This window comes from Flammeovirga aprica JL-4 (assembly GCF_012844305.1).
Classification (GTDB): Bacteria; Bacteroidota; Bacteroidia; order Cytophagales; family Flammeovirgaceae; genus Flammeovirga; species Flammeovirga aprica.
Map to the genome: position 1 here is coordinate 42,605 of NZ_JABANE010000050.1, position 24,116 is coordinate 66,720.

Annotated in this window: 14 protein-coding genes; 7 read left to right on the plus strand and 7 right to left on the minus strand. The window is 35.2% G+C overall.

The genetic code is table 11. The features are described from left to right. The first annotated feature begins 8 nt into the window (after nt 1-8). The 3 genes from HHU12_RS18005 to HHU12_RS18015 all read left to right on the plus strand — a co-directional run bounded on the left by HHU12_RS18005 (nt 9) and on the right by HHU12_RS18015 (nt 7,884). Complete coding sequence (locus HHU12_RS18005; protein ID WP_169658127.1) at nt 9-1,487, plus strand: carbohydrate binding domain-containing protein; 1,479 nt, start codon at nt 9-11, stop codon at nt 1,485-1,487. 218 nt (nt 1,488-1,705) lie between these two features. Further along, the gene (locus HHU12_RS18010) at nt 1,706-5,302 is read left to right on the plus strand and encodes a VPS10 domain-containing protein (RefSeq protein WP_169658128.1); all 3,597 of its coding nucleotides are present in this window, start codon (nt 1,706-1,708) and stop codon (nt 5,300-5,302) included. A gap of 2 nt (nt 5,303-5,304) precedes the next feature. Next, nucleotides 5,305-7,884 (plus strand): WD40/YVTN/BNR-like repeat-containing protein, encoded by a 2,580-nt coding sequence (locus HHU12_RS18015; RefSeq protein WP_169658129.1) that lies wholly within the window; start codon nt 5,305-5,307, stop codon nt 7,882-7,884. A 49-nt stretch (nt 7,885-7,933) separates the two neighbouring features. Here the strand turns inward: HHU12_RS18015 and HHU12_RS18020 are convergent, their stop codons facing one another. From HHU12_RS18020 to HHU12_RS18035, 4 genes are all read right to left on the minus strand, one after another. Continuing rightward, on the minus strand, nt 7,934-10,489 hold the full coding sequence (locus HHU12_RS18020) for a CHAT domain-containing protein (RefSeq protein ID WP_169658130.1): 2,556 nt from the start codon (nt 10,487-10,489) through the stop codon (nt 7,934-7,936). A 201-nt stretch (nt 10,490-10,690) separates the two neighbouring features. Further along, nucleotides 10,691-11,968, minus strand: a complete 1,278-nt coding sequence (locus tag HHU12_RS18025; RefSeq protein ID WP_169658131.1) for an alpha/beta fold hydrolase — start codon at nt 11,966-11,968, stop codon at nt 10,691-10,693. Between the two features lie 227 nt (nt 11,969-12,195). Next, nucleotides 12,196-13,533, minus strand: coding sequence for a glycoside hydrolase family 43 C-terminal domain-containing protein (locus tag HHU12_RS18030; protein ID WP_169658132.1), 1,338 nt, complete (start codon nt 13,531-13,533; stop codon nt 12,196-12,198). 153 nt (nt 13,534-13,686) lie between these two features. After that, entirely contained in the window at nt 13,687-14,133 is a 447-nt protein-coding gene (locus HHU12_RS18035; protein WP_169658133.1) for a DUF523 domain-containing protein, read from the minus strand. Nucleotides 14,134-14,382: 249 nt separating this feature from the next. Here HHU12_RS18035 and HHU12_RS18040 point away from each other — a divergent pair, with 249 nt between their 5' ends. The 4 genes from HHU12_RS18040 to HHU12_RS18055 all read left to right on the plus strand — a co-directional run bounded on the left by HHU12_RS18040 (nt 14,383) and on the right by HHU12_RS18055 (nt 21,704). Continuing rightward, nucleotides 14,383-16,209, plus strand: coding sequence for an arylsulfatase (locus tag HHU12_RS18040; RefSeq protein WP_169658134.1), 1,827 nt, complete (start codon nt 14,383-14,385; stop codon nt 16,207-16,209). A 3-nt stretch (nt 16,210-16,212) separates the two neighbouring features. Then, on the plus strand, nt 16,213-17,760 hold the full coding sequence (locus tag HHU12_RS18045) for a sulfatase family protein (protein WP_169658135.1): 1,548 nt from the start codon (nt 16,213-16,215) through the stop codon (nt 17,758-17,760). Between the two features lie 265 nt (nt 17,761-18,025). Then, a complete protein-coding gene (locus tag HHU12_RS18050) occupies nt 18,026-20,662 on the plus strand; it encodes a hypothetical protein (protein WP_169658136.1) in 2,637 nt (878 codons plus the stop codon). 196 nt (nt 20,663-20,858) lie between these two features. After that, nucleotides 20,859-21,704 (plus strand): putative zinc-binding metallopeptidase, encoded by an 846-nt coding sequence (locus tag HHU12_RS18055; protein ID WP_169658137.1) that lies wholly within the window; start codon nt 20,859-20,861, stop codon nt 21,702-21,704. Here HHU12_RS18055 and HHU12_RS18060 read toward each other — a convergent pair. The 3 genes from HHU12_RS18060 to HHU12_RS18070 form a co-directional block, all read right to left on the minus strand. Beyond that, on the minus strand, nt 21,701-22,123 hold the full coding sequence (locus HHU12_RS18060) for a hypothetical protein (RefSeq protein ID WP_169658138.1): 423 nt from the start codon (nt 22,121-22,123) through the stop codon (nt 21,701-21,703). The genes HHU12_RS18055 and HHU12_RS18060 overlap by 4 nt on opposite strands. A 380-nt stretch (nt 22,124-22,503) precedes the next feature. Continuing rightward, on the minus strand, nt 22,504-23,088 hold the full coding sequence (locus HHU12_RS18065) for a hypothetical protein (RefSeq protein WP_169658139.1): 585 nt from the start codon (nt 23,086-23,088) through the stop codon (nt 22,504-22,506). Nucleotides 23,089-23,242: 154 nt separating this feature from the next. Next, nucleotides 23,243-24,034 carry a hypothetical protein gene (locus HHU12_RS18070; protein ID WP_169658140.1) on the minus strand — a complete coding sequence of 264 codons (792 nt, stop codon included), beginning with the start codon at nt 24,032-24,034 and terminating at the stop codon, nt 23,243-23,245. Between the last annotated feature and the right edge of the window lie 82 nt (nt 24,035-24,116).

Below are 24,116 nucleotides of genomic sequence, written 5' to 3' on the forward strand. Positions count from 1 at the left end.
GAAGTAAAATGAAATTAAAAGGAACAAACATCTTAACGATACTTTTCTGCTTAATGACAGCCTTCTCTTGTAGGCCGGACTTTGAGTATGATAAAATCACAGATATCTACGTTTTCAGTACAGAATCTGATCCCAATGATCTGGTCACTACTGTGGGAGGAAATTTCTCCTTCACAGATGCATCTAGAGGTGAATATGTTAGAGAATGGACCATTGATGGACCATCCTATTTCACTAACAATGATGATACTGTATTGACAGAACATATTGCTCATGTGAGATTTGAAAATACAGGTGTTGTACCCGTAAAAATCAAGTTAGATTTTGGTAATGAAGAATTAAACTATGATTCTACTTTCTATGTAACCGTTTATGATTCAGCTATTACTACTGATTTTGAAGTGATTGATGTAGAGGGTGATTATATTATTTCCAACGGAAAATACATTATGGAATCAGGTGCTTTTGTCACTTTCAAAAGTACAAGCAAAGGATCTCCTGACACCTTCAAATGGCATACATCTTTAGATCAGAACTTTACTGATTCAGTGGCAAGAATGGAGTTTGTGAAACCTGGAACTTATGACATTGGTCTAACGGCTTCTCGTAAAGAACCTGTAAAAGGAACTGCCAGTACGCTTTATAAAAATAGTTTAATTGAAGTTGTTCCTTCAACAATCCCATTCAGAGTGGATCAAATGACACAGAGTGAAGAAGGAAACATCTTCGTGAAATTCAATAGAGATTTAGATTTGGATGAAATCAACGACAACACTGTCAATAATTTCTCTATCAAAGATGCAGATGGAAACGCCATTGCAATTAATCATTTAGCCCCATCAGGAGAAGTAAATAATACTTTAATTCTATTTGTTGATCCTACTTTCTCAAAGTTATATGTGACTTACACTCATAACAATCAAAGCGGAGATGTACAATCTGTTGATGGTGTGAAACTGGAGGAATTTACAGACAAAGAGGTAGAAGGTTATCAGCATAATTTCTTCACGAATGGAAGTTTTGAAAACGGTACTTACGCTCCATTTAATGATGGAAAATGGGTAGGTTCTGGTGGAATGTCTGTCATTAAAGATGGTAGTACAGCTGTAGACGGCGATCATTATCTACAAGTTGATTTTGAACCTTATCAGCACAATAATGGCAATGGATCAAAGCTAACGATCGAGATGAAGGAGGGCTACTTCCCTATCACTTCAGAATACAATTATACTTTTGAGTTCTATGCTAAAGCCATTGGAAATATCAAGGTTTTAAAAGTGACATTGAAGGATGAAGATTCAGGTAGTTCAATGAATAAAACTTTCCAAGATCAATTGGTAGATGGTGAATGGGTGAAAATCACGTACTTCTCTAATGAGCCAATTTCCAAAGAATTCATTAATGCTAATGTACAGTTTGATTTCATTGCTGAACCCAATGAAACACCACAATTGTTAGTAGATCACCTTGTGTTCTCTCAAAATTAACCTAACGTAGGGGTAGACCTATGTGTCTACCCGCTGTACCACTTGTCCTATCAAATTAAAACTAATACATCAATAATGGTAATAGTTTGTATTTGAGAAAAATGGATGACTTGTGGTACACTGGGTAGGTCGTGCTTGAAGATCTGTGGACGAAATGGACGGATTGTGGTTCGGCGGGCAGACACATAGGTCTGCCCCTACGTAAAATAACAAATGAAATGAAAAAGAAATACTTATTACTTATACTACTATCATTGGCTTCACTCTCTTCTGCTTGGAGCGATGATGGAATTCAACTTGCTACACTTACTACATCTGACCCTAAAACCTTGTTTTTCTCAGGGTTTGAAAACGATGTAGATATCGAATGGGAATCGAGTATATACAATGGTTTACCCATTTTTGAAAGATACGATTCGGATCAATTTGAAGGGAATTACAGTTGTAGGATTAAATTCAATGCTACAGGTCAAAAATGTAACTTTACTACTTTCAAAAATATACAATGGGAAGAAGGTAAAGTTTATAAAGTTTCTTTCTACTACAAAGCATTAAACGCAACAGATAACCGTAATTCGAATATTAAATTTTTCTCGGCCGATGGTACTAAGATTGGTCAAGTGAATATGGATGCGTTGGAAAGTACAGATTGGGTACAAGTAAAATTCAGCTTTACTCCCACTGTTAGTGACCCTAATGGCTACGTACTTTTTTCTTTTCACCCTCACTCCTCCGGAAATGGTGAATTATTATTCGATAATTTTTTAGTGAAGAAACTTGGAGATGATTTCTTCCAAGATCTTAAAACCAAAACAGTCACCTCAAACCCTAATGTAAAATGGACGCAGTTTGGTCCAGGTATGAGTGGCAATAATAAAGTAGCCTTCTGGCACCCGACAGATGAAAACACACTTTTTATCGGTCCTAATATGGGTAACGTATACAGGACTCAAGATAAAGGACATACGTATGAATCCATGCTCAATGCTGATGCAAGTGGTATGGATACAGGTGAACGTGGCCCTAGAGAACTTTACAGCATTGATTTTTCAAGACAAAACCCTGATTTTGGTTTTGCTACGGATAGAAGAAATATTGGGATTTATAAAACAGTCAACAAAGGAAAAACCTGGCAATTGATCAATGGTGATCCTTTTGATGGGGTTTATGTTTCATCAGTCTGTGTTGATCCAAATAATGAAGATATTTGGTATGTTGGTGGAGGAAAAATGCGTGATTTTGGTAGAGTATTATTCCCTAAAAGCGATCCTCACGGCACTTATATTGATCCTGCTAGTCAAGGTAAAATTTGGAAAAGTATTGATAAAGGTGTGACTTGGACATTGATGAACAATGGCATTCATGCTAAAACGGAAGTTGAAACCGTTTTGGTAGATCCTAAGAATTCGGCTATCGTATTTGCAAGTACAAACCGTGGTTTTTATAAAAGTACAGATGGTGGTAAAAACTGGGTCAAAAAGACGGAAGGTTTTGATCATGATGTGATGAGAGCCATGACCTATTTCCACAATAAAGAAACGAATAAATACATTCTTTTTGTGATCAATGATATTGTTTGGAAAGCAGATGGACAAACGGTCACAGACGCCGGAGGTGGTATTTTTAAAAGTACGGACAGAGGAGAAACTTGGGAAAAAATCAATGGTGATTTAGCTTTGGATTTAACCCAATTTGAATCAAATACAGGCATTAAAAAAAGCTACTACAACACAGTAGCACACTTTTTTGGCCTTTCCTATAATGATGCTGTAGCACAGTATCCTAATCTTCCCACAAAAATTACACAGCGTTTTAATACCATAGAAGTTGATCCGAATGATGTGGACAATATTTATCTCAACAATGAATATTCAAATGCTTCAAAAAACAACTTTAAACCTGGGCAACTTTGGAGAACAAAAGATGGTGGTGAGCATTGGTACATCACGCTAAGAAATGGTAAAAACTGGGAAAGCGACTCTCCTGACAAGAGCTATTGGGAAGGAAGAGGAAATCCTATGGGAAGCAATATCAGTCTTAACTATCTGAAGCATTGGATGGTGCGTGACGACTATGAAAGAAAAGGAACCAACTTTGCTCGTTTTAGTGCTGACGGAACGGTTTTACATGCCAACATGGCTAAAGTCTCATTGATGTCTTATGATAAAGGCGATACTTGGGTAGACATAGATGATATTGAAGTAACTCCCAATTCAAATAATTTTGTTGGAGCAGGAAACAGCAATGTTCCAGGACATGGTTTCTTCCAACACCCAGATTTGAATGAGGTGTATTGTATGGCAGGTGAAAACTCCCTTTGGATAACCAATGACGAAGGAAATCATATCAGAGAAGGAGCTCAAGCAGTGCAATATAAATCCCTCACTGATGCAGAGCAATCGATTAGTTCTTATGCTATTGATCCTCATGATACCGACAAACATTATGCTTTATTTTTTAGACAACATCACAGAGGAGAATGCCTAAGATCATTGGATGCTGGCACCACTTGGGAAGCAATTGGTGTGGCTATTCCAGAATGGGAAATCGCAGAAGGAGGTGGTGATCAATCTGTTCACCAAATGCAATTGACAATTGATCCTAACGATACTGACAATCTTTATTTTTGTGTTCCGAAGAGAGCCAACAATATTGAATTTGTCGGTAATTCTGTAACAGGATTTGGGGTTCATAGATCTACAGATGGAGGCGTGAATTGGCAAGAAGTCAATAGTGGTTTACCTAATGAGCCTGATGTTACAAGAATTGCATTAGACCCTGATAACACCACCACTATTTATGCCTGCGTTCAACATTCCAATGGCGGTTTGTACAAATCAGAAAACCAAGGCACGACATGGGAAAAGGTGGCTTCTACCTTAGACATTTCAAAATCATTTGGCATCAATGACATTCGCTTCAGTAACGGAAAAGTATATATCACTTCAGGCTCAAAAAATGGAGATGCTGATGATGGTGGACTTTGGGTAAGTGAAGACAATATGGAGACATGGAATAGAATCTTTGATTACCCATGGACCAACCGTGTGGAAATTGCCCAATATGATCCTAATGTCATTATGGTTTCTACTTTGGCCAACACTACTATTAATAGAAGAAATGCTGGGGTTTATTTATCAAAAGACGCCGGTGATACTTGGGAGAAAATCAATACTGGAAATGGTCAATCTGATAGAGTCAATGATATTGCTATAGATCAATTTATACCTGGAAAATACTATGCTTCTACCTATGGAAGTGGTTGGTACATGGCTTTGAATACTAAAGAAATCATCGAACCAGAAATGATTTATTTTGAAGAGGAAAACATTGAAATCAAACCCGGCGCCACAAAGCTTTTGAAAGCTGTTGTTTACCCAGAAAACGCTTACTTCAGAGGTATTGAATACTTTAGTGATGATGAAAATGTTGCGACTGTTTCTACTTCAGGTAAAGTGAAAGGAAAAGGTGAAGGTGCAACTACTATCTATGCTCGTTTGAAAGGTTCAGAAATAGAAACCATGACCTCAATTTCTGTCATTGAAGAACCTCTAAACATTCCGAATGAAATTGACATTAATTGGGTTGTTTACCCCAATCCTACTTCTGGGAAAATCTATGTTAAAGGAAATTATTCTATTGAATACCTTCAAAAAGCTACCATTTTTGATATCAATGGTCAGCTTCATAATTGCAATCAATTTATCAATAATAATAAGTTAGTCATCAACACAGAATCACTCCCTAGAGGAATGTATCTGCTTGTTATTGAAACACAAAACGATCAAAAACATTTCAAATTCCTAAAAGAATAAAAATGAGAAAAATACTCTATCCAATCCTATGGATGATGTGTTCTCTGTCTTGCTTCGGGCAAGATGGGGAACACTTTTTCCATTCTCTAAAAGAAAAAGATGTCGCATCTGACCCCTCCTATCAATGGTATCAATTTGGTCCGGGAATGAGTGGCAACAATAAATCCGCCTTTTGGCACCCAACAGATCCAAAAGTACTTTTTATTGGTCCAAATATGGGGAACTCCTATCGATCTACAGATGGCGGTTTTACGTATGAAAGTGTATTAGATCCCGATGGTCCTGGCCTGAATGAAGGTTTAAGAGGGCCTAGAGAATTTAGAAGCGTTGATTTCTCAAGACAAAATCCTGACTTTGGTTTTTGTACAGACAGAAACAACAATGGCATTTATGTAACACATAATAAAGGGGCAACTTGGCAAAACATACTTGAACCTCAGTTTGATAAAAAATTCATGGCCTGTATCACCGTAGATCCAAAAGACGATCAAGTTTGGTATGTAGGCGGAGGTAAAATGAGAGAACTCGGCAGGGCTTTATTTCCTCAGTCAAAACCTCACGGAGCTAATATTCACCCCAAAAGTCAAGGGCAAATTTATAAGACGACAAACGGTGGCAAAACTTGGAAGCTGATTGTCAACGGTATTCACCCTAAGACGGAAGTAGAATCAATTTTGGTAGATCCTAACGCTTCAAAAACCATCTATGCAAGTACTAATAGAGGTTTTTATAAATCAACAAATGGTGGTAAAACTTGGCAACAAAAATCAAAAGGTTTGGAGCATGAAGTGATGAGAAGTTTCACGTATCACTATGATTCCAAAACAAAAAAGCTCACATTATTTGTAATCAATAATGTCACTTGGAAGAAAGATGAAAAGACTGTAAAAGATGATAAAGGGGGTATTTTCAGAAGTGATGATGAAGGTGAAAGCTGGGTAAATATCAGTGGAGATATTGCCATTGATATGCGACAGTTCAAGCCAATTTCATCCATCATGAAAAGTTACTATCATGCCATTGCCTATTATTTCGGCATGAAAGATAAAGAGGCTAAAATGGCATTCCCCGAATTACCTTCTTCTATCACACAACGATTCAATACCATAGAAGTGGACCCCAATGACATCAACAATATTTATGTCAATAATGAATACTCTAATGCCTCAAGAAATAATTTTATGCCTGGGCAACTTTGGAGAACAAAAGATGGAGGGAAGCATTGGTTTGTGACGTTTAGAAATGGACAAAATTGGGAAGCTGATTCAAAAGATGCTGACTATTGGACAAAAAGAAACAATCCAATTGGTAATAATATTGATTTGAAATACCTTAAAAGATGGATGGCAAGAGATCCTTATGATCGTAAGGGCTGTAATTTCGTCCGCTTTAATTGTGATGGAAGTATTCTGCATACTCAAATGGCTAAAATTTCACTGTTTTCTTATGACAAAGGAGACACTTGGGTAGATATTGATGATATAGAAATCGGCAACGGAAATTATGTTGGAGGTGGTAATTCAAACCTTCCAGGACACGGTTTCTACCAACACCCCGACCTACCACATCAAGTATTTTGCGCTGCAGGTGAAAATAGCCTTTGGATCACCAATGACCTAGGAAAAGAAATCAGAAAAGGTGCACAATCGGCTTCTGTACATAAATTCACAGAACATGAACAATCTTTAAGTACTTTTGCTATTCATCCTAACGATACAAAAATCAGATACGCACTGTTTTTTAGACAACATAACAGAGGAGAATTATTTAGAACTACTGATGCTGGTAAAACATGGCAATCACATGGAGTTGCCATCCTAAAATGGAATGTAAAAGCACACAGCGGAGATCAATCTGTTCATCAATTGAATATCACTTTCAATATTGAAAACCCTGATATTATGTATTTCCATGTTCCAAAAAATGCGAGAGGCTTAGAGTATGTAGGCGATTCTCAAACGGGTTTTGGAGTACACCGCTCCAAAGACGGCGGTAAAACATGGGAAAGTATCAATAACGGCCTTCCTATTGCCCCTGATGTTTCAGCTATTGCCACACACCCTAAAAAAGCTAATGTCCTTTTCGCTACCATTCAAAATAAAAATGGCGGTCTTTTTAAATCAAAAGACGGCGGTGACACTTGGCAAAAAGTAGGTTCTACAAAAGAAATTTCAGGTGCATTTGGTATCAATGATATTCATTTTGATAAAAAGGGGAATGCCTATATCACCGCTGGATGCAAGAAAAGTGGTATTAACGATGGTGGTTTATGGAGGAGTTCTGATGGCATGAAAACTTGGGAGAAAATCTTTGATTATCCTTGGACGGTCAGAGTAGAAACAGCTCTTTATGATCACAATGTCATCCTCATTTCTACCTTGCCGAATGTTAGTAACAAAAGGAAAAACCCAGGCACCTACCTTTCCAAAGATGCGGGAAAAACATGGGTAAAAATAAATAAAGGAAACGGGCAATCGGATCGTATTAATGATATAGCTATCGACAATTATACTCCTGATAAGTTTTATGTTTCAACCTATGGCAGTGGTTGGTATGTGACTTTTAAAGAAGAAGAATTGTAAAATATTTTATCCCTCATCAACCCATTGATTGGTTAGTGAGGGATAAATATTAATCCAAAAGCTCCTCAAAAAACTTCTCAAAACCAGAAGAAGTCAAAGCAGTAGTTTTTCCATAGAGTACAAAATTACCCCAATATAAAGGGTTTGCTCTCATGGCTTTATTATCTTCCAGGAGTTCCAATCTTGCTTTTTGAAGTGCCTTATCTAAAGGATATCCCTTTTGAATATTTTCATAAAATGACTTCATAATTAAAGCTGAAACCTGATCATTTACTTCCCATTTACTTGCTACAATTGCTTTTACATTAGAATAAGCAAATACTCTTTGAAGGCTTAAAGTCCCTTCTCCACCAATATAGGGACCGTCTGCAGAATGACAGCTACTCAGCGTGACTAGGTCAAGATGCGAAAGATCTATTTTATCAATTTCACTCAAAAATAAATCACCGTTTACACCATTTGTAGGATAGAAATCAATCTTTGAATTCTCAATATTTTCGTTGATTGTAGTATGCGTAGCAAAATGTAATACATTATAATCCTTACTATACCGTAATGTATTTGATAATGTAGCTGAGGTATCACTCAATACAAAATCAGAGAATTCATCCACTTCTTTTTTAGAATAAGGTAGATTGATTTTGTTGTAAGGAGCAACTCCCATAATTCTTAAATCATCAGAGGCTGTTTTCTGATCAGTCACAAACTCGTGATGCAATGAGAAGCTGTATGAAGAAGCCCATTTTTCTAGAAAGTAAGCGTCATGATATTTTAGAATATCAAAAGGGATTTCAGAGAGTTCATTTGCAGGGGAGAAAACCACTCTTTCTATCTCTGAATCCAATAATGCTTTTGGCAATAAAAACGATCCCAATGCAGAAAGCTGTTTACCAATCGAGTTATTAGAATTTAAAATTGACGTTTTTAACTCCTTATGAACTGTAGCTATTAAGGTTATCCAATTCGCTGGAAAAGGCTTCAACTCCAGATCAAACTGCCCGTCGACATAAGAAATAATGACGAGTTGATTTTCTAAGGGGTAATAGCTGACAAAAGCCTTCTCATTATAGTTTTCTCCAAAAAATGATTTCATCTCAGAAGAAGAAAGTAAAGGAGGGTTGTTGGTTCTGTTCCTTAATTGATCCAAATCATCAGCCTCTAAATATTCTTCCAAAGTAATATCTCCAAACCCTTGACTTCGCTTATAAAGTATATTCGATTTCGAATTTTCAATTATTTCCAATACACGCAAAAGATCTTCTATTTGATGATCTTTCAGGTATTCTTCGGCAAAAAAGCTAATGATATTGTCTTGTATTTTTTTTCTGGAGGAGAACTGATAGAGATGGTCTTTATCTAAATATTGCTTCTTTAGGAACTGTTTAAACAGCAAATAACTATCCCAATACAACTGTTTTTTTTGTGATGTCTGTTCTGAAAAAACAGCATAATAATACTTCTGATGTAAAAGCTCGTTGACAATTAATTGTGAAGTATCTTTTAAGTTATATTCAGCGATGAAACTATCAATAAAAAGCTGAGCTGAGTCTAAATAAAGATTAGAGGTGTTCTTAATATAATCTACATTGTTCTCTCTTTCATAAAGCTCTAATTCTCGATAAATCTCAGCTGTTACAAAAGTAATTTCCACATCTTTATAATGATGTCCCTCTCTCAATACTCCTAATGACTCTTTCAAGTACTTTCCTTCATTATTTCTATCGCCCAAAAACTTGTAACATTGAGCGATTCGTTTTAATGTCCTAGCGGAATAAAACAGTGCAGAATAATATTCATCTATTGATTGAAAATAGTCTGTGTAATTATTTAACTCTCGATCCTTCTTCAGTACAAGGTATTTCTTATAAAAGTTAATGGCTTCCTCATACTTGTTCTTGCTCTGTGCGTACAGTCCTAAATAGTAAAAGTGTATGCCACTATAACCGTGTTTATTTCTCACATAATCGTTAACAAGGAAATACTCAATCTCTTGAAGAGTTTCCTGTATTTTTTCTGGGTTATCAATTTTCACCCATAAACTCAAGTGATCTGCTAGTATTGGATATTTATCATCATCCTCAATTAATTCCAAATACAAACTCACTGCTTGCTCACTAAGGTGATACTCTTTTCTTCGGTAAAAAAGATTATTCAATTTTCTCAGAATATTTTGTGAGTATTTATATTTCTCAGGACAATCAAGAAATATGTTTGCTCCCTTTCTTATATAATATTCCCTATTTACATAATCCCCTTTATGTGAATACATTTGTGATATCTTATTATGATTACGCACATACGTAAAATGATGTGTCCCAGATGTATCATTTTCAATCGTTTCTATTGATTTTTCGATCCAATAAATACCAGAGTCAAGCATTAAAAGCTCTTTACCATAAATGTGGCCAATACAATTTTGATAGAGTGATCTTTTTTCAATTCGAGGATCAGTATCAACGCACCTTAAAAATATAGATAAGGCTTCACGATATTTTCTATCCCTAAAAATATCGTAGGCATAGTTAATTTCTTTATCTATCTGTTGAGTTGTTTGAGCGGAGGAATAAACAGATAGAAAGACTAAAAAAGCAGTTAGTAATTTCATGAAATAAGTTCGTAATTAGCCTGCACAATGAGTTTGCAGCGTTACATTATAATTTAGTTTTTATCACAGAAAGGCTAATATATTACTCCCAAAGAACTTATAAAAAAGTATGGATACTTTTTTCCCCGATTTATTCAAAAGAAATGATCCTTTCTGTACTTTAGACAAAATAAAAGCTACTATTTATTTAGTACTTAACGTTTAATTCTCATTTATTTTCCCATCAAAAAAAGACAATACTGTACTATTAAATCGTTGAGGGTTTCGCATTGGCTCTTCATGCCTACCTCCTTTAAAAATATGTAATGTGGCATTTTCAATTTTTTCTGCGATGAGTCTCGTATGGCTTTCAAAAATATAATCATCCTCTCCTGCCATTACTAAAGTAGGGCAAGTGATTTTTTTCAGCTCATCTGGATTAATGTTTGGTTCTTCTTTCAAAAGATACAATAAACGCTTTTGAAAAGAATTCTCACTGCCTGAAGTTTTGATTAATTGATTCAATTCATCATTGATTTCAAGTTTGACTGAAGTTGAATCATTGTATAAAACAGCTCCCATCACTGCTAATTTATTCAAGTTTTCAGGAGCTTTCATCCCCATTATTAATGCTGTATTCCCACCATCACTCCATCCCAACACATTGACTTTATCTATTTTTAGATGATTTATCAAAGCAAGCATATCATCTGCAAATAATTCATACGAAAGTGGTGTCCCATCTTCTGTAGATTGACCATGACCTCTTGTATCAACGGCTATTACTTTATATTTTTTAGATAATTCAGGAATTTGAGCAGCAAAATCTTTAATAGATTGAGAGTTTCCATGCAGTAAAAGAAGGGGCTCTCCTTCACCATAAACTTCATAATAGAGTTTTATATTTCTGGTATTGACAAAATGGCCTGCGTTATCATTGTAGCCATGTAATATAATTTCACTTGCATCGATGAGAAGAAAGGAACTATCCGAACCAATATTCTGAACGGAAATTTTACAGTTTGCAGGTTGGGTAAATTGTTGAGTAGTATGGTTTTCGTGATTTACTTTAAAGTTTGAATTAGGTATCATAATACTTTGCCATTTCCCTCCTTTCTTTCTTAATTTTAAAGCGAAATTAGTGTAGTAAAATTTCCCGTTAAAAAAACATTGAGTTGAGACTAAAAGAAATTGGCCATTACTATCTATTTTACCCCTAAGACTATATTTTTTCCATTCATTCCCCTTAATAGGTTTATTACTTCCTTTATACGAAAGCATTTTTTCCCCCTCTCCATCAATTCTCACTGAAAGATGAGATCCTGCTCTTGGATCTAAAATATCTGATTTCGCATTAACCGTTAATTGAAATTCACCACCACTGTATTCTGAAATGTCCATTTTATAGAAAGTAGAAGAAATATAATCAATAGGGTTCTGAGCAGAAGTAAGTGAAGTTGAGACTAAAAAGATAATTAAGATTGAAAGAATATAGTTCATAGTTCTAATGATTTATTGCTTTTGAGTAATGTATTACTTTTAATAAAACACCATCTAATTCTTTTTGGTTGGAAGCTAATGTATTATTGTAAGTTTCATGTTATGAAGGGTTTAGTAACTTAGTTTTTTTATAACAGAAAAACCTCCCTACTTCCAAATAAAAAATGAAAGTAAAGAGGTTCTGATTTAATTCAAATTCTGTCGACATTGAAAGTTTAATATTGACTTTAATTTGCTATTTCTTTCTCTACTTTGATAAAGATTTGAACAACTTCCTTATTATCATCATAAAACTTCAATTCATTGTCATCAAAACGATAATGGAGTTCCGTTTTTCTTCTTCCTTCTCCAATTCGGAGAATACATCGCTCTTCGTCCAATTCCCAATAGTCTTCCTTAGGTTCCCTATCAGGACGTAATTCTAACAAAATATTATCTGATAAAAACTCTATATATTGATTTTCACGTCCTTCCATTTGCCATTTATGCATAAAAAACGCTTCTTCTACTTTTTTGTCAAAATCCATATCGATGGCAGGTGCATTACGTTCCAATTGTATTGATATGTCACCCTCTGTATTTTCAAGGTAAAGGCTACTACCTTTTGAAGAAATATTGAAATTCAACTCCTTTTGATTTTCTTGTATCAACGTAAGTAGTTGTGCTTTTTCATCTATGGACCAAGTACCTGTTATCTCTTCATTCCACTTTTCGCTCATCTTAAAAGTTTGATCCTCATTAAAAACAAGTCGATCTGATTCTGTAGCTACAATCTGCCATTCCCCTAAAAAGGTCTTACTAGTAATTTTTTGGTTTTTACTATCAGCATAAATAATATCACGAACGGCAACCACTTGTAAAATGCTATCTTCATCAAAGCAATATTTCTTCACCCAATTCTGTTTTTGATCATAATCATACTGGAAGATTCTCACTTCAGTTACCCCATTTTTTTCAACAACTATTTTCGTGATATATCCAAAATTATCACGATTATAATTGATACTATTTATAACCTTATCAGAAGGGTCCTTTTCTATAATTCTAGATAAAAAACCGTCCTTATGCTCAAAGAAAGCAGTAAGAGATAGAGTCCCATTCTGTTTTATTTCTGTTAGCTTTGAAAGCTTATCGCCTTCATATTCTTTTAATTGAGTTCTTGTGAGTTTACCATTTAAATCAAAATGCTTTGTTTCCACAATTTTATCATCGATAATCTTATTCTCGTATTTTGATTCTAATAAGTCCTCATAGAAACTAGAAGAAGTTTTTACAATACCATTATCATTATTGATATAATCAATATGCCAAACGACTCTACCATCTTGGTTTGTTATCTCTCTTTTGGTCATCACATTTTGTTCATTGTAAGTATAAATGTAACGTGAGGGAATGCCTTCATCCACCAAAACATACTTGCCTTCACTAAGTTTAGTATTATACTTTTTCTCAATGATCTGGTGAACATCTCCTTGAATTAAGGGATTCTTTTTTAAGTTTTTCTGGGAGGTCGATACGCATGATGTAAACCCTATACTTAAGAGTAGAAGTAAATATTTTGTCATTTTTGTTTTTAGCTAAAAAATAAAATTAGATTTGGTGTAAATATAGCACTTAAATAAGTATTACAATAAATTTAAATAACATTTAAGAGTTTGCTTTCTATACATTATGTAAATATACTTTGTTATTGAACTAAGACAGCTATGAATTAGCCATTACTTTTCTGATTTAAACTCCTCATCCGTCACCACATTCACACCATTTTTAAAAAGTTTATCAGCCACTACCCCATTCCCTTCAATCAGTTTACCAGAAAAAGTACCATCATAGATTTTTCCAAACCCACACGAAGGGCTTCTTGCCTGCAGAATGGCATCCGTAATATTATTTTCCTTACAGATTTTTAAAACCTCATCTGCCGCATTCAAAAACTGTTGGGTGTATTCATTCCCTTGTTTACTCGTTACCTTTATACCGTTATCTGTTTGCTGAAGTTCTACAGGTTCTCTTGGTGTCGATAAACCGGCAATCACTTCTGGACAAACTGGAATGGCCTCACCTGTTTCAATCATTTTTTCTAAATTGACGGTGGATGAGCAAGTGGCATTGTATCTGCATTTTACACCTACAAGGCATGAACTGATAATATATTTAGGAGTCATTTTGGTTGAATCTGCTTAAATTATAATGGTTAATTTCAATACAAAAAAAAGGATAATCTGTAAATAATCATATTTGAAATGAAAATCATGAGGATATTTTCTGCAAAAAAGGGTGTAAAAACTAAAAATTAGGAGGTAATAAAATTAATTGGTCATTTCTAACATAAGAGTACACAAGTGAGGTGTTGTTGTCACACTACCTTGCCAACATAAATTATTATTCTTCGAACAATTGAAATGAAATGTCGAATGAGAACATGGAATAAACTTTTGTTTGGCCTATTTGCTCTTGTGGTCTTCCATAAAGAAGTAAGGTCAAATGATAAGAAACCTACAGATAAACCTAATGTAATTATAATCATTACGGACGATCAGGGTTATGGTGACATTGCCGCTCATGGGAATAAAATCATCAAAACACCTGCGATGGATCGATTAAAAAATCAAGGCATTGCTTTTGATAATTTCCATGCGGGGTCTACTTGTGCTCCTTCACGATCAGCACTAATGACAGGTATGGAAGGACATAGAGCGGGTGTTTGGCATACAATTGCAGGTTGTAATTTATTGAGAGAGAAATTCACTGCTATGCCTCAAGTTTTCCAAGATAATGGATATGCAACTGCTCTTTTTGGGAAGTGGCACTTGGGTGATGCCTACCCTTATTTACCAGAGAATAGAGGTTTTGAAACGGCTTTATATCATAGTGCTGGCGGAATTGGTCAAACTCCCGATTTCTGGGACAACGACTACTTTGATGATGTGTACTTAAGAAATGGAAAACCAGAACGTTTCAAAGGTTACTGTACAGATGTGTTCTTTGATGAAGCCATGAAATATATGGAAGAGAAAAAAGATCAACCATTCTTTTTATACCTTTCTACAAACGCTCCTCATGGTCCACTAAACGTTCCCGAAGAGTATTATAACCTTTATAAAGACGAAGAAGATCTTTTAGATTTTCAAAAAGCGTATTATGGTATGATCACCAATATTGATGATAATATCACTCGATTAGAGAAGAAGTTGAAAGAACTTAAAATCGCTGACAATACCATTCTGATCTTTACAACAGATAACGGTACACAATACGGCTGGAGAAAAATTGATGGAAAAGAATACGGTTTCAATGCCAATATGAAAGGTTTGAAAAGTTCGCATTATGATGGTGGACACAGAGTACCGTTCTTTATGTATTGGAAAAATGGCAAACTGAAAAAGGGCAAAACCATTGATCAGTTAGTGATGAGTTATGATGTTTTACCGACTTTAATTGAGCTTTGCGGATTAGAAAAACCGAAGGATACGGAATATGATGGTAAAAATGTTTCCCCACTGATTTATGGTGATGGAAAAAATTGGGCTTCTCGTTATGCTGTATTGGATAAGAATAAAACACAACACCCTGTCAAATGGAAATTAAGTGCGGTCATGGACAATGATTGGCGTCTAATAAATGGTAAAGAGCTTTACAATATCCGTGAAGATGTAGGTCAAGAAAACGACATTGCTTCTGCTCATCCTGAAAAAGTAAAGGAAATGAGAAACGCTTATGAAAAATGGTGGGAGCATGTTTCCAAAGACTTCAGTAAATTTGAGTATTATAAGGTAGGTGTTGATGGAATTGAGGAAACAGCATTAACGGTGCATGATATTCATTCGGATAAACCATTAGCGTGGAATCAAGACCTAATTCGTGATCCATTAAGCGGTAAAAAACCGGCTTTGACTAATGATGGATTTTGGACTATTGATGTACAAGAAGAAGGATATTATACTATCACTCTATCAAGATGGCCAAAAGAGTCTGGGTTAAGTTTTAATTCAGAAGTTGAAGCCTTGGGTACCACTCAACCTTGGTACATCGCTCGTCCTGAAGGTAGATTAATGCCTCTTAAAAAAGCAATGCTCGAGATCGATGCATTAAGAGTAAAGCAAGATGTGGATATGACCTCAAAAGGAACTTCATTTAGAGTTTATTTGAATGAAGGGAAAGCAAGATTGGTGGGTAAATTCACTGATGAGGATAAGAAAGACATTTCAGCATTTTATGTTTATATATCAAAAGAAAAATAAGCAATGAAACTAAAATATATACTTCAATGGATGATTTTTTTCGGTACGATAGGATCACTATCTGCCCAAGAAAACAAACGTCCCAATATCATCTTCTTACTTTCTGACGATCACACGAGTATCGCTACAGGCTGTTATGGCAATGATCAAGTGGTGACGCCTAATATGGATAAATTGGCTGAAACAGGTGTTCAATTTATGAATCATTACAACACCACTTCTATCTGTATGGCGAGTAGAGCGATCTATATGACTGGGATGTTTGAATACAAAACAGGTTGTAATTTTGAGCATGGTCCAATGAGAAAGGCGACTTTCCAAAAGTCTTTCCCAATGATCCTTCGTGATGCAGGTTACTTTACAGGTTTTGCCGGTAAATTTGGTTTTGCGGTTTCAGATGGCACTGATCCTTCTGACAAAAATTGGGACGTGCTTCCTGTAGATCAATTTGATGTTTGGGCAGGTGGTTTAGGCCAAACTAAATATCAAACAGCCAAGAATAAATACATTAAAAAATACGCTGATAAGTACCCTCATAGTACAAGAGCGTACGCCGCTTGGGCACATGATTTTATAGCTGAAGCCAAAGATTCTGGAAAACCATTCTGTATGTCGATCAGTTTCAAAGCCCCTCACCTACCATTCACGCCTGACGTTTATTTTGATGCTGTTTATGAAGGGAAAAAATATAAAAAACCGGCCAACTATGGTGCTGAAAATGGTGAACATTTAGCTCCTCAAGCCAAAACAGGGAGACAGTACAAACAGTATGAGTTTTGGAGAGATACGGAAGAAAACTATCAAGAAGCCATTAAACGTTATAATCAACTGATTCATGGTGTAGATTATGCGATTGGTATGATTCGTAAATCTTTAGAGGAATTGGGAGTAGATGAAAATACCATCATCATTTATGCAGGTGACAATGGTTATAGTTGTGGTGCTCATAATTTGGGAGGAAAGGTATTGCCTTATGAAGAGGCTTCTAAATCTCCTTTATTGATTTTTGACCCAAGAATGAAAGCAAAAGGTGGTCAAAGAGAAACTATAACTTCTAGTATTGACATTGCTCCAACGATCCTTAAAATGGCAGGTTTAGATGTACCAAATAATATGGACGGTGAAAACCTTATTCCATTAATGAATAAGAAAAAAGGAATCAAAAGAGATCATATTCCATTGATGAACTTTTTCGGCAATGATGAAATTCAAGAGATGTCAGTAGTCACAAAAGACTGGAAATACATCTATTGGCAGTACGAAGATGATCGTATGAAGCCTACTGAGGAATTGTACTATGTCGGGAAAGATCGCCTAGAAATGACGAATTTGATTTCGGAAAAGAAATACCAAAAACAACTGCATAAAATGAGAGCGTTGTATGATGCTCAAGTGAAACAGTTGAAAGAAAATGCAGTACATTATAATGATTACCAAAAGTACGGTGTATTATTCGACAGAAATTCTTCTGCTGAAGATAAAAAGCCATTTTTAAGAGGTACTTATGAGGAGCAGATGAAAGGGAAAAAGCCTAAGAATCACTTTAATTAAAGTAAAAGTATTCTGAACTAAAGCACACAATTTTATTAGAAATCGGGAGATTTCTGGTGATCATTAGGCACGGATGACGCTTTCGCTTAACATCCGCGCCAGTGATTCGGTTTCTGTACTCCTAGCGCAAATGTTAAGCGTCAGCGTCATTTGTGCTTGAGAGATGAAATGAAGTCTCCGACTTCTAGTTGAAATATTCACCGCGTTAGTTTAGAAAAATAAATAATACACAAAACAACAGACTACTTAAAAGATATTTTTTGAAATGAAGAAGACAGTTTTATTCAATATATTTCTATTGATGACTTCGCTACTATTCGCTCAAGGGAATGTTGATTTCTCTAAGCTGGATAATACTCGCATAGAGTCTACTCCTACCGTAAAATGGCAACAATTCGGGCCTGGCGGATCAGGAAACAACTACCATATCTATTGGCACCCTACAGACCCTAACACTGTTTACCAAGGACCGAATATGGGTAACTCTTACCGCTCAACTGACAAAGGCGAAACGTATGAAGGCATTATGGATCCTGATGGTCCATCGTATAGAACTCGAAGAAGAGGACCAGTAGAAATCTATGCTCCCGAGTTTTCTAGACAAGATGAAAACTTTGGTATTTGTACGATTGAAGACGCTAATTTCATGTACTTTACTTACGACAAAGGAAAGACATGGAAAATCAATGAATTGGTCAGTGCTCAGTTTGAAAATATTCATGTGAACACAATTAAAGTTGATCCTACAAACGACAACATTTGGTATGCAGGATCAGGTAATATTAGAGATTCCAACCACTTTTTCCATACCAACAAGCATCCTCACGGTGTATTTGGTTCTAAGGTAAAAGTAGGTAAAGCAGGAAAAGGAAATGACGGCAACCCAGATTATGGACATCAAGCTAGAATCTGGAAAAGTACGGATAAAGGTCAAACTTGGAAAAGTATCACTCCTAAAGGAATTGATGCAAAAACTCAAATTACTAGAATCTTTGTTCACCCTGCCCAATCAAATAAAGTATTTGCCGCTACAACTTTCGGTCTTTACATCTCTGAAAACAGTGGAAAATCATGGAAGCTAAAAGCTAAAAATGGTATGGATAATGACATCATCCGTTCTATGGATATGTATTATGATGCTAAAACTAAGAAAGTGATTTTATATGCTATAGACCTTGTGAAGTATATTCCAAATGGAAACACAATTGCCTACAATGGTGGTGTTTATAAGAGTGAAGACGAGGGAGAATCATGGGTAAATATCAACTCCAATATGCCAATCAATAAGGCGATTTTAAAGAACCCTAACATTCAAAAAGGGTATTATAAATTTGCTCTAGGAAAATGGTTTGGCATTACTGCAAAAGAAGCAAAAGAGAAGTACCCTAAAGCACCTAATCAGTTGATGCATTCGGTGAGTATGATCCGTGTGAACCCCACTAATCCGAATCACTTATTGGTGATCAATAACTATAAATCACAATTCACATTCCCTGGCGGTATGCTTTGGCGTTCTGATGATGGAGGTAAACATTGGTATGTAACTTTGAGAAATGGCAAAGATTGGAATGGCAGAGATAAAGCGCATTGGGATGCTAGAAATAATCCAACTTCTATTAATGTGGATTGGGTTGGTCAAGATGAATGGGAAGAGCGTGATGCTTATGACCGTAAAGCGGGTGCAGTGGCAGAATTCAATGCTGATGGCACAACGATCATGTATCAAGTGGCTAAAATTGTTTGTGTTTCAAATGATAATGGAGACACTTGGTTAGAAAATGATGAGAAAGAAACGAAGCCGGGTAATCATCATTGGGTGGGCGCTGGCAACAGCAACTTGCCGGGTGAGGAGATTATTCAAGATGAGCGTATCAAAGATCACCTTTATTTATGTGCTGGTGAGAATTCAATTTTCAAAACTACAAACGATGGCGATTTAGTAAGAAAAGGTGCTCAAGCTGTTTACAAAATCAGTATTCCTAATAAACAAAAACCTGCTGAATGTTCTGTGGGAACTATGGCAATTGACCCTAATGATGTGAACCACATGTATGCATTATTCTTCAGACAGGCTTACTTTGGTCAAATGATGGAAACCAAAGATGGAGGTCAAAATTGGACGCCAAAAGGTAGAATTTTCGATCCTAAAGAATTAGGAAACCCTCTCAATATGATCATCCACCAAAGTCATTTACGCATTGATCCTGTCGAAAATGATCACCTTTACTTTGTCATTCCTCAAAAAAGAGTGGTACATAATGTGAAGTTCAAAGGAGGAAAATTCAATGATTTCGGTATCTACAGAACAAAAGATGCCGGACAGACTTTTGATGTAATCAATGACGGATTACCTGAAAAAGGTCATGTACAAAAAATTGAGTACGACCCTGCAAACAAAGGTGATTTATATGCCGCTGTAATGGGTAAAAAGAATCAACCGGGTGGATTATTTAAATTGAATAAAAAGAAAACTACTTGGGAGAAAGTAGATCTTCCAAAAGGAATCGTAAGTGTACACGACATACATTTCTCAAAAGACAATAAGCTGTATATCACAGCCGGAACGTTTGATGGAAACAACAAAAATGGTGGAGTTTGGGTAAGATCAAATGGAAATTGGAAACAAATTATTCCTTATAAGTTTGCCAGCTTAGTCACTACCGCTAAATATGATCCTAACATTATTCTTGCCGCTATTCCATCAGATGGAACTATGGGAATGATGAACCCAGGTATTTACAGGTCACTAGACGGAGGTAAGACTTGGAAAAAAATTAATACGGGTAATATTCAATCGGACAGAATCAATGCCCTTGAAATTGACTATCACAAAAAAGGAGTGTATTACTGCTCAACCTATGGAGCAGGTTACTATATCGCATATGACGAAGAACTTCGATAAATAGAATAAATAATTCTTGTGACTACTTCCCCCCTTTCTAATTCCTCTATGGTTTTCAGAAAGGGGATTTTTTCAATCAAAATTACCATCACTTCGTTATAAGTTGCTATAATATTTTTATCGTTTTACTTAAATTTACTTACATAAGATTACACTTTTAACATACCTCATCTCAAAACATTTATCCTCTACAATTATGAAAGTATCTTTCTTTATCCTTTGCTTTTTTATCAGTTACACTACTTTTGGGCAAAAAAAAGTAGGAAAAGATATAGGAATATGGACAATTGAAAATGGAAAGCTTATTGAAAATCAGACTTATGATAACACATTAGGCACTAAATATTGGGTATTTATTAAGAATTTGTTGCCAGAAACAATGCTGAATAAATATGTAAAACGCTTAAGAATCTACACTGATGGTGAGGAGGGTGATTTAGGTGGAATGACACAAATGAATGAGAGTAATAAAGACTGGCAATTAGAAATTGATATTGCTGACTTATCATTTGAGGAAACTGACAAAAAGAAGATTATTGATTATCAGCATACTTTGATACATGAATTCGGGCACCTGCTCACCTTGAATAACACTCAGGTTGAACCGTCTGAAGATGAATATCAAGATGAATCAAAAGGGTATCTCACCTCTGAGGGGTATGCAAAAAAGGACAGTTATTTAGGGCTGTTTGTTTCAAAATTCTGGCCCAATGAAATTCTTTTCCAATGGGATAAAATAGATATGATTAGAAATCAAAGGAAAAGAGAAAACAAGCTTTTTGATTTTTATCTCAATGCTCCTGATATGTTTGTTACAGATTATGCTGCAGAAAGCCCTGAAGAGGACATCGCCGAATCCTGGACTTATTTTGTAATGGATGATATTCAAGAAAAAGGCACACTAAGAGAACAGAAAGTTTCTTTCTTTTATGCATTTCCAGAGCTTGTTGCCTATAGAGAAGAAATTCGGAAAAAGTTGAAATATATTCCTGAAGACTATCTTAAAAGCTTTAAAGTAAGCTATATAGACGATAAAAATTAGGCCGCTAATGACTTCATATCTGCAAATGCACATCTATAAGCCTCATCATAAGATCTATGGATAGAGTACTTCAAACTCGTATTTGATACTAAAACTACTCCTTTAAAAAGAATATTCAAAACAAGATTAGGAATGACCATATACGCCTTCTGTATGATATGACTATAATGTTTTTCGCTATGTTTTACACCCTCTCCTAGTGCAATTCTAGCATCAGCAGGCATCCACTTTACAGAAGAAGGATCAAAAATAAGTACTACTTTCTGATCAATTGCTGCAAAAATTTCTTTTTTCAAGACTTGATACTCTTGTACATCCGCTAAAGTAGGTTCAGTTACATTCGTAGTTACTTTGATAATAGGAAAATCCTCTAAATCAAAATCACAAAAGTTACAGTGGTAGTGGTTTTTCAATTGCATAAGTGTAATAATTTTTGGTTGTCTACTATTACATACATTTTTTTTAATTTTTTAGTTCAAAAGGTACTCGAATAATTTTTTCATTAAAAAAGCAGAAAAACAAGAAGGCCATCAGAATTGATGACCTTCAAAGAGTACAGTTACGTAATTTATGAACAATCATGGAGGTCAATAAAATTAACTCTTGATCTTTTTAACAATCCCAAACATCTAAATATGTTTGTTTTTCACTTTTTCTAATCACATACAATTCTAATTCATAGTAGGCTATTAACAACGGGGAAAATCCCCATTGCTAAACATATTACTCTCTATAACCACTATATATTTATTCTCTTTTTAAGTACTAAGTACAAATTCAAAACTATCTCATACTAATTCTATTGTTTAGCCCAATTGATGGATTTATTGATCATCCATAGAAAACCAACACCTCCGTTCATATCAACTGCGGCTTCCATACCTATTTTCCAACCGTTATTACCTATTCTATAATAGACATCTACCCAAGCGTTACTTCTGTTCCAATCTTTATTGATATCATGAGTGGAAGTAAAACCAACAGTATAGTTAAAACGGTTATTTGTCTGAATATCAACACCTGTCACAAACCCAATATTCTCAAGTTTGTTCATATCTTTTCTGATAGTGAGATAGGGCATTATTTTATCAGACACCTGATAACCATATCCCAATGAAAGGGAATAATTTCCGTTCATTTTCGTAGTGTTGACATCAGACGGAACAGCAGGTGACATCCAGTCATTTACCCCTGCCCTAACATTTAGCCAGTGTCTGCAATCACTTTTACCTAATTGTTGCCAGGCTGAAAATTCAACTGAATTATCCCAACCACCTAATTGCAAAACTGTAGTTTGTGCTTGCACTTTATTCATAGTAAAAAGTGCGATCATTAGTAAAATCAATAAGATATTACAGTAAGTAGCACTGTAGTTGTTTTTCATAAAGTAATTTATTGTTCGTTCGATTGAATTAACGTCAGTTTCAAAAATTGAGTTACAGTTTAATTGTTAATGATAGTAATTTTATGTATTTATTTTATTTTCAATACCTATATCTACATTTTATGTAATTGTAAGGCCTTTTATTGCATTTATTTCAATTAGGTATATTCTCTAGATTTCGAATATTATATGAATTTACTATGTTCATCACCTTTACAATATCCCATTTCTTCTCCTCATCAATCATTTCTACTATCTCCTTATCATCAAACATAAAACGCTGTAATTGTGCTTTGATTTCTTTCTTTTCGAGTGTAATGACTTCATCTTGATGATCTCTTTTAAGTATATAGACCGCATGATCACGATAACGTACTTGATAAATACTGACAATTCCAGTTTCGATTCTTAGTCCCATCAAAGTAGTTTTCATTTTGGCTCCTTCTTCGTTTGACTTCTCCTCGGCTTCCAACGCCACCGTCACCACCTCATAAAAGTTTCCCTTTTCATCTTCAAAAGATTTACACCTGTAAGACTCTAGTCGTTGTTCAGGTTCACTTAAATCACGAGTGAAATAAATGTTCTGCTCCTCTCCCTCCATAGGAAAATAATAGGCTCTTTGTGCTGTAAAGCTTGAGGGGGTATTATAAGATAACTCATTTTGAATTTGGGTTTCTTCCAAATCATATGATTGCCTTCTAATATCTGATTTAGAAGGATTGAAACGTTTTTTTACGACATGTCCCACACTTTTATACATTCTGACATACCCTTTTAAAGTATTCTGATTGGTTTTAAGCACACCTTTAATATGATCGGTTTGCGCAAATGCATTATTAGAAAATAATAATACAGTACTGATAATGAATAAATACAGATTATGCATGAAGAGTTGTTTGTTGATTAATAACTGAGCTATCGCTCTATTAAAATTTTGAATTTTCATTTTTTTGACAGAAAGTCGATCTTTATTCTATGAAAAGATTTGATGCATTTGAACTATATAGAGATTATTTATTAGCCGAAGA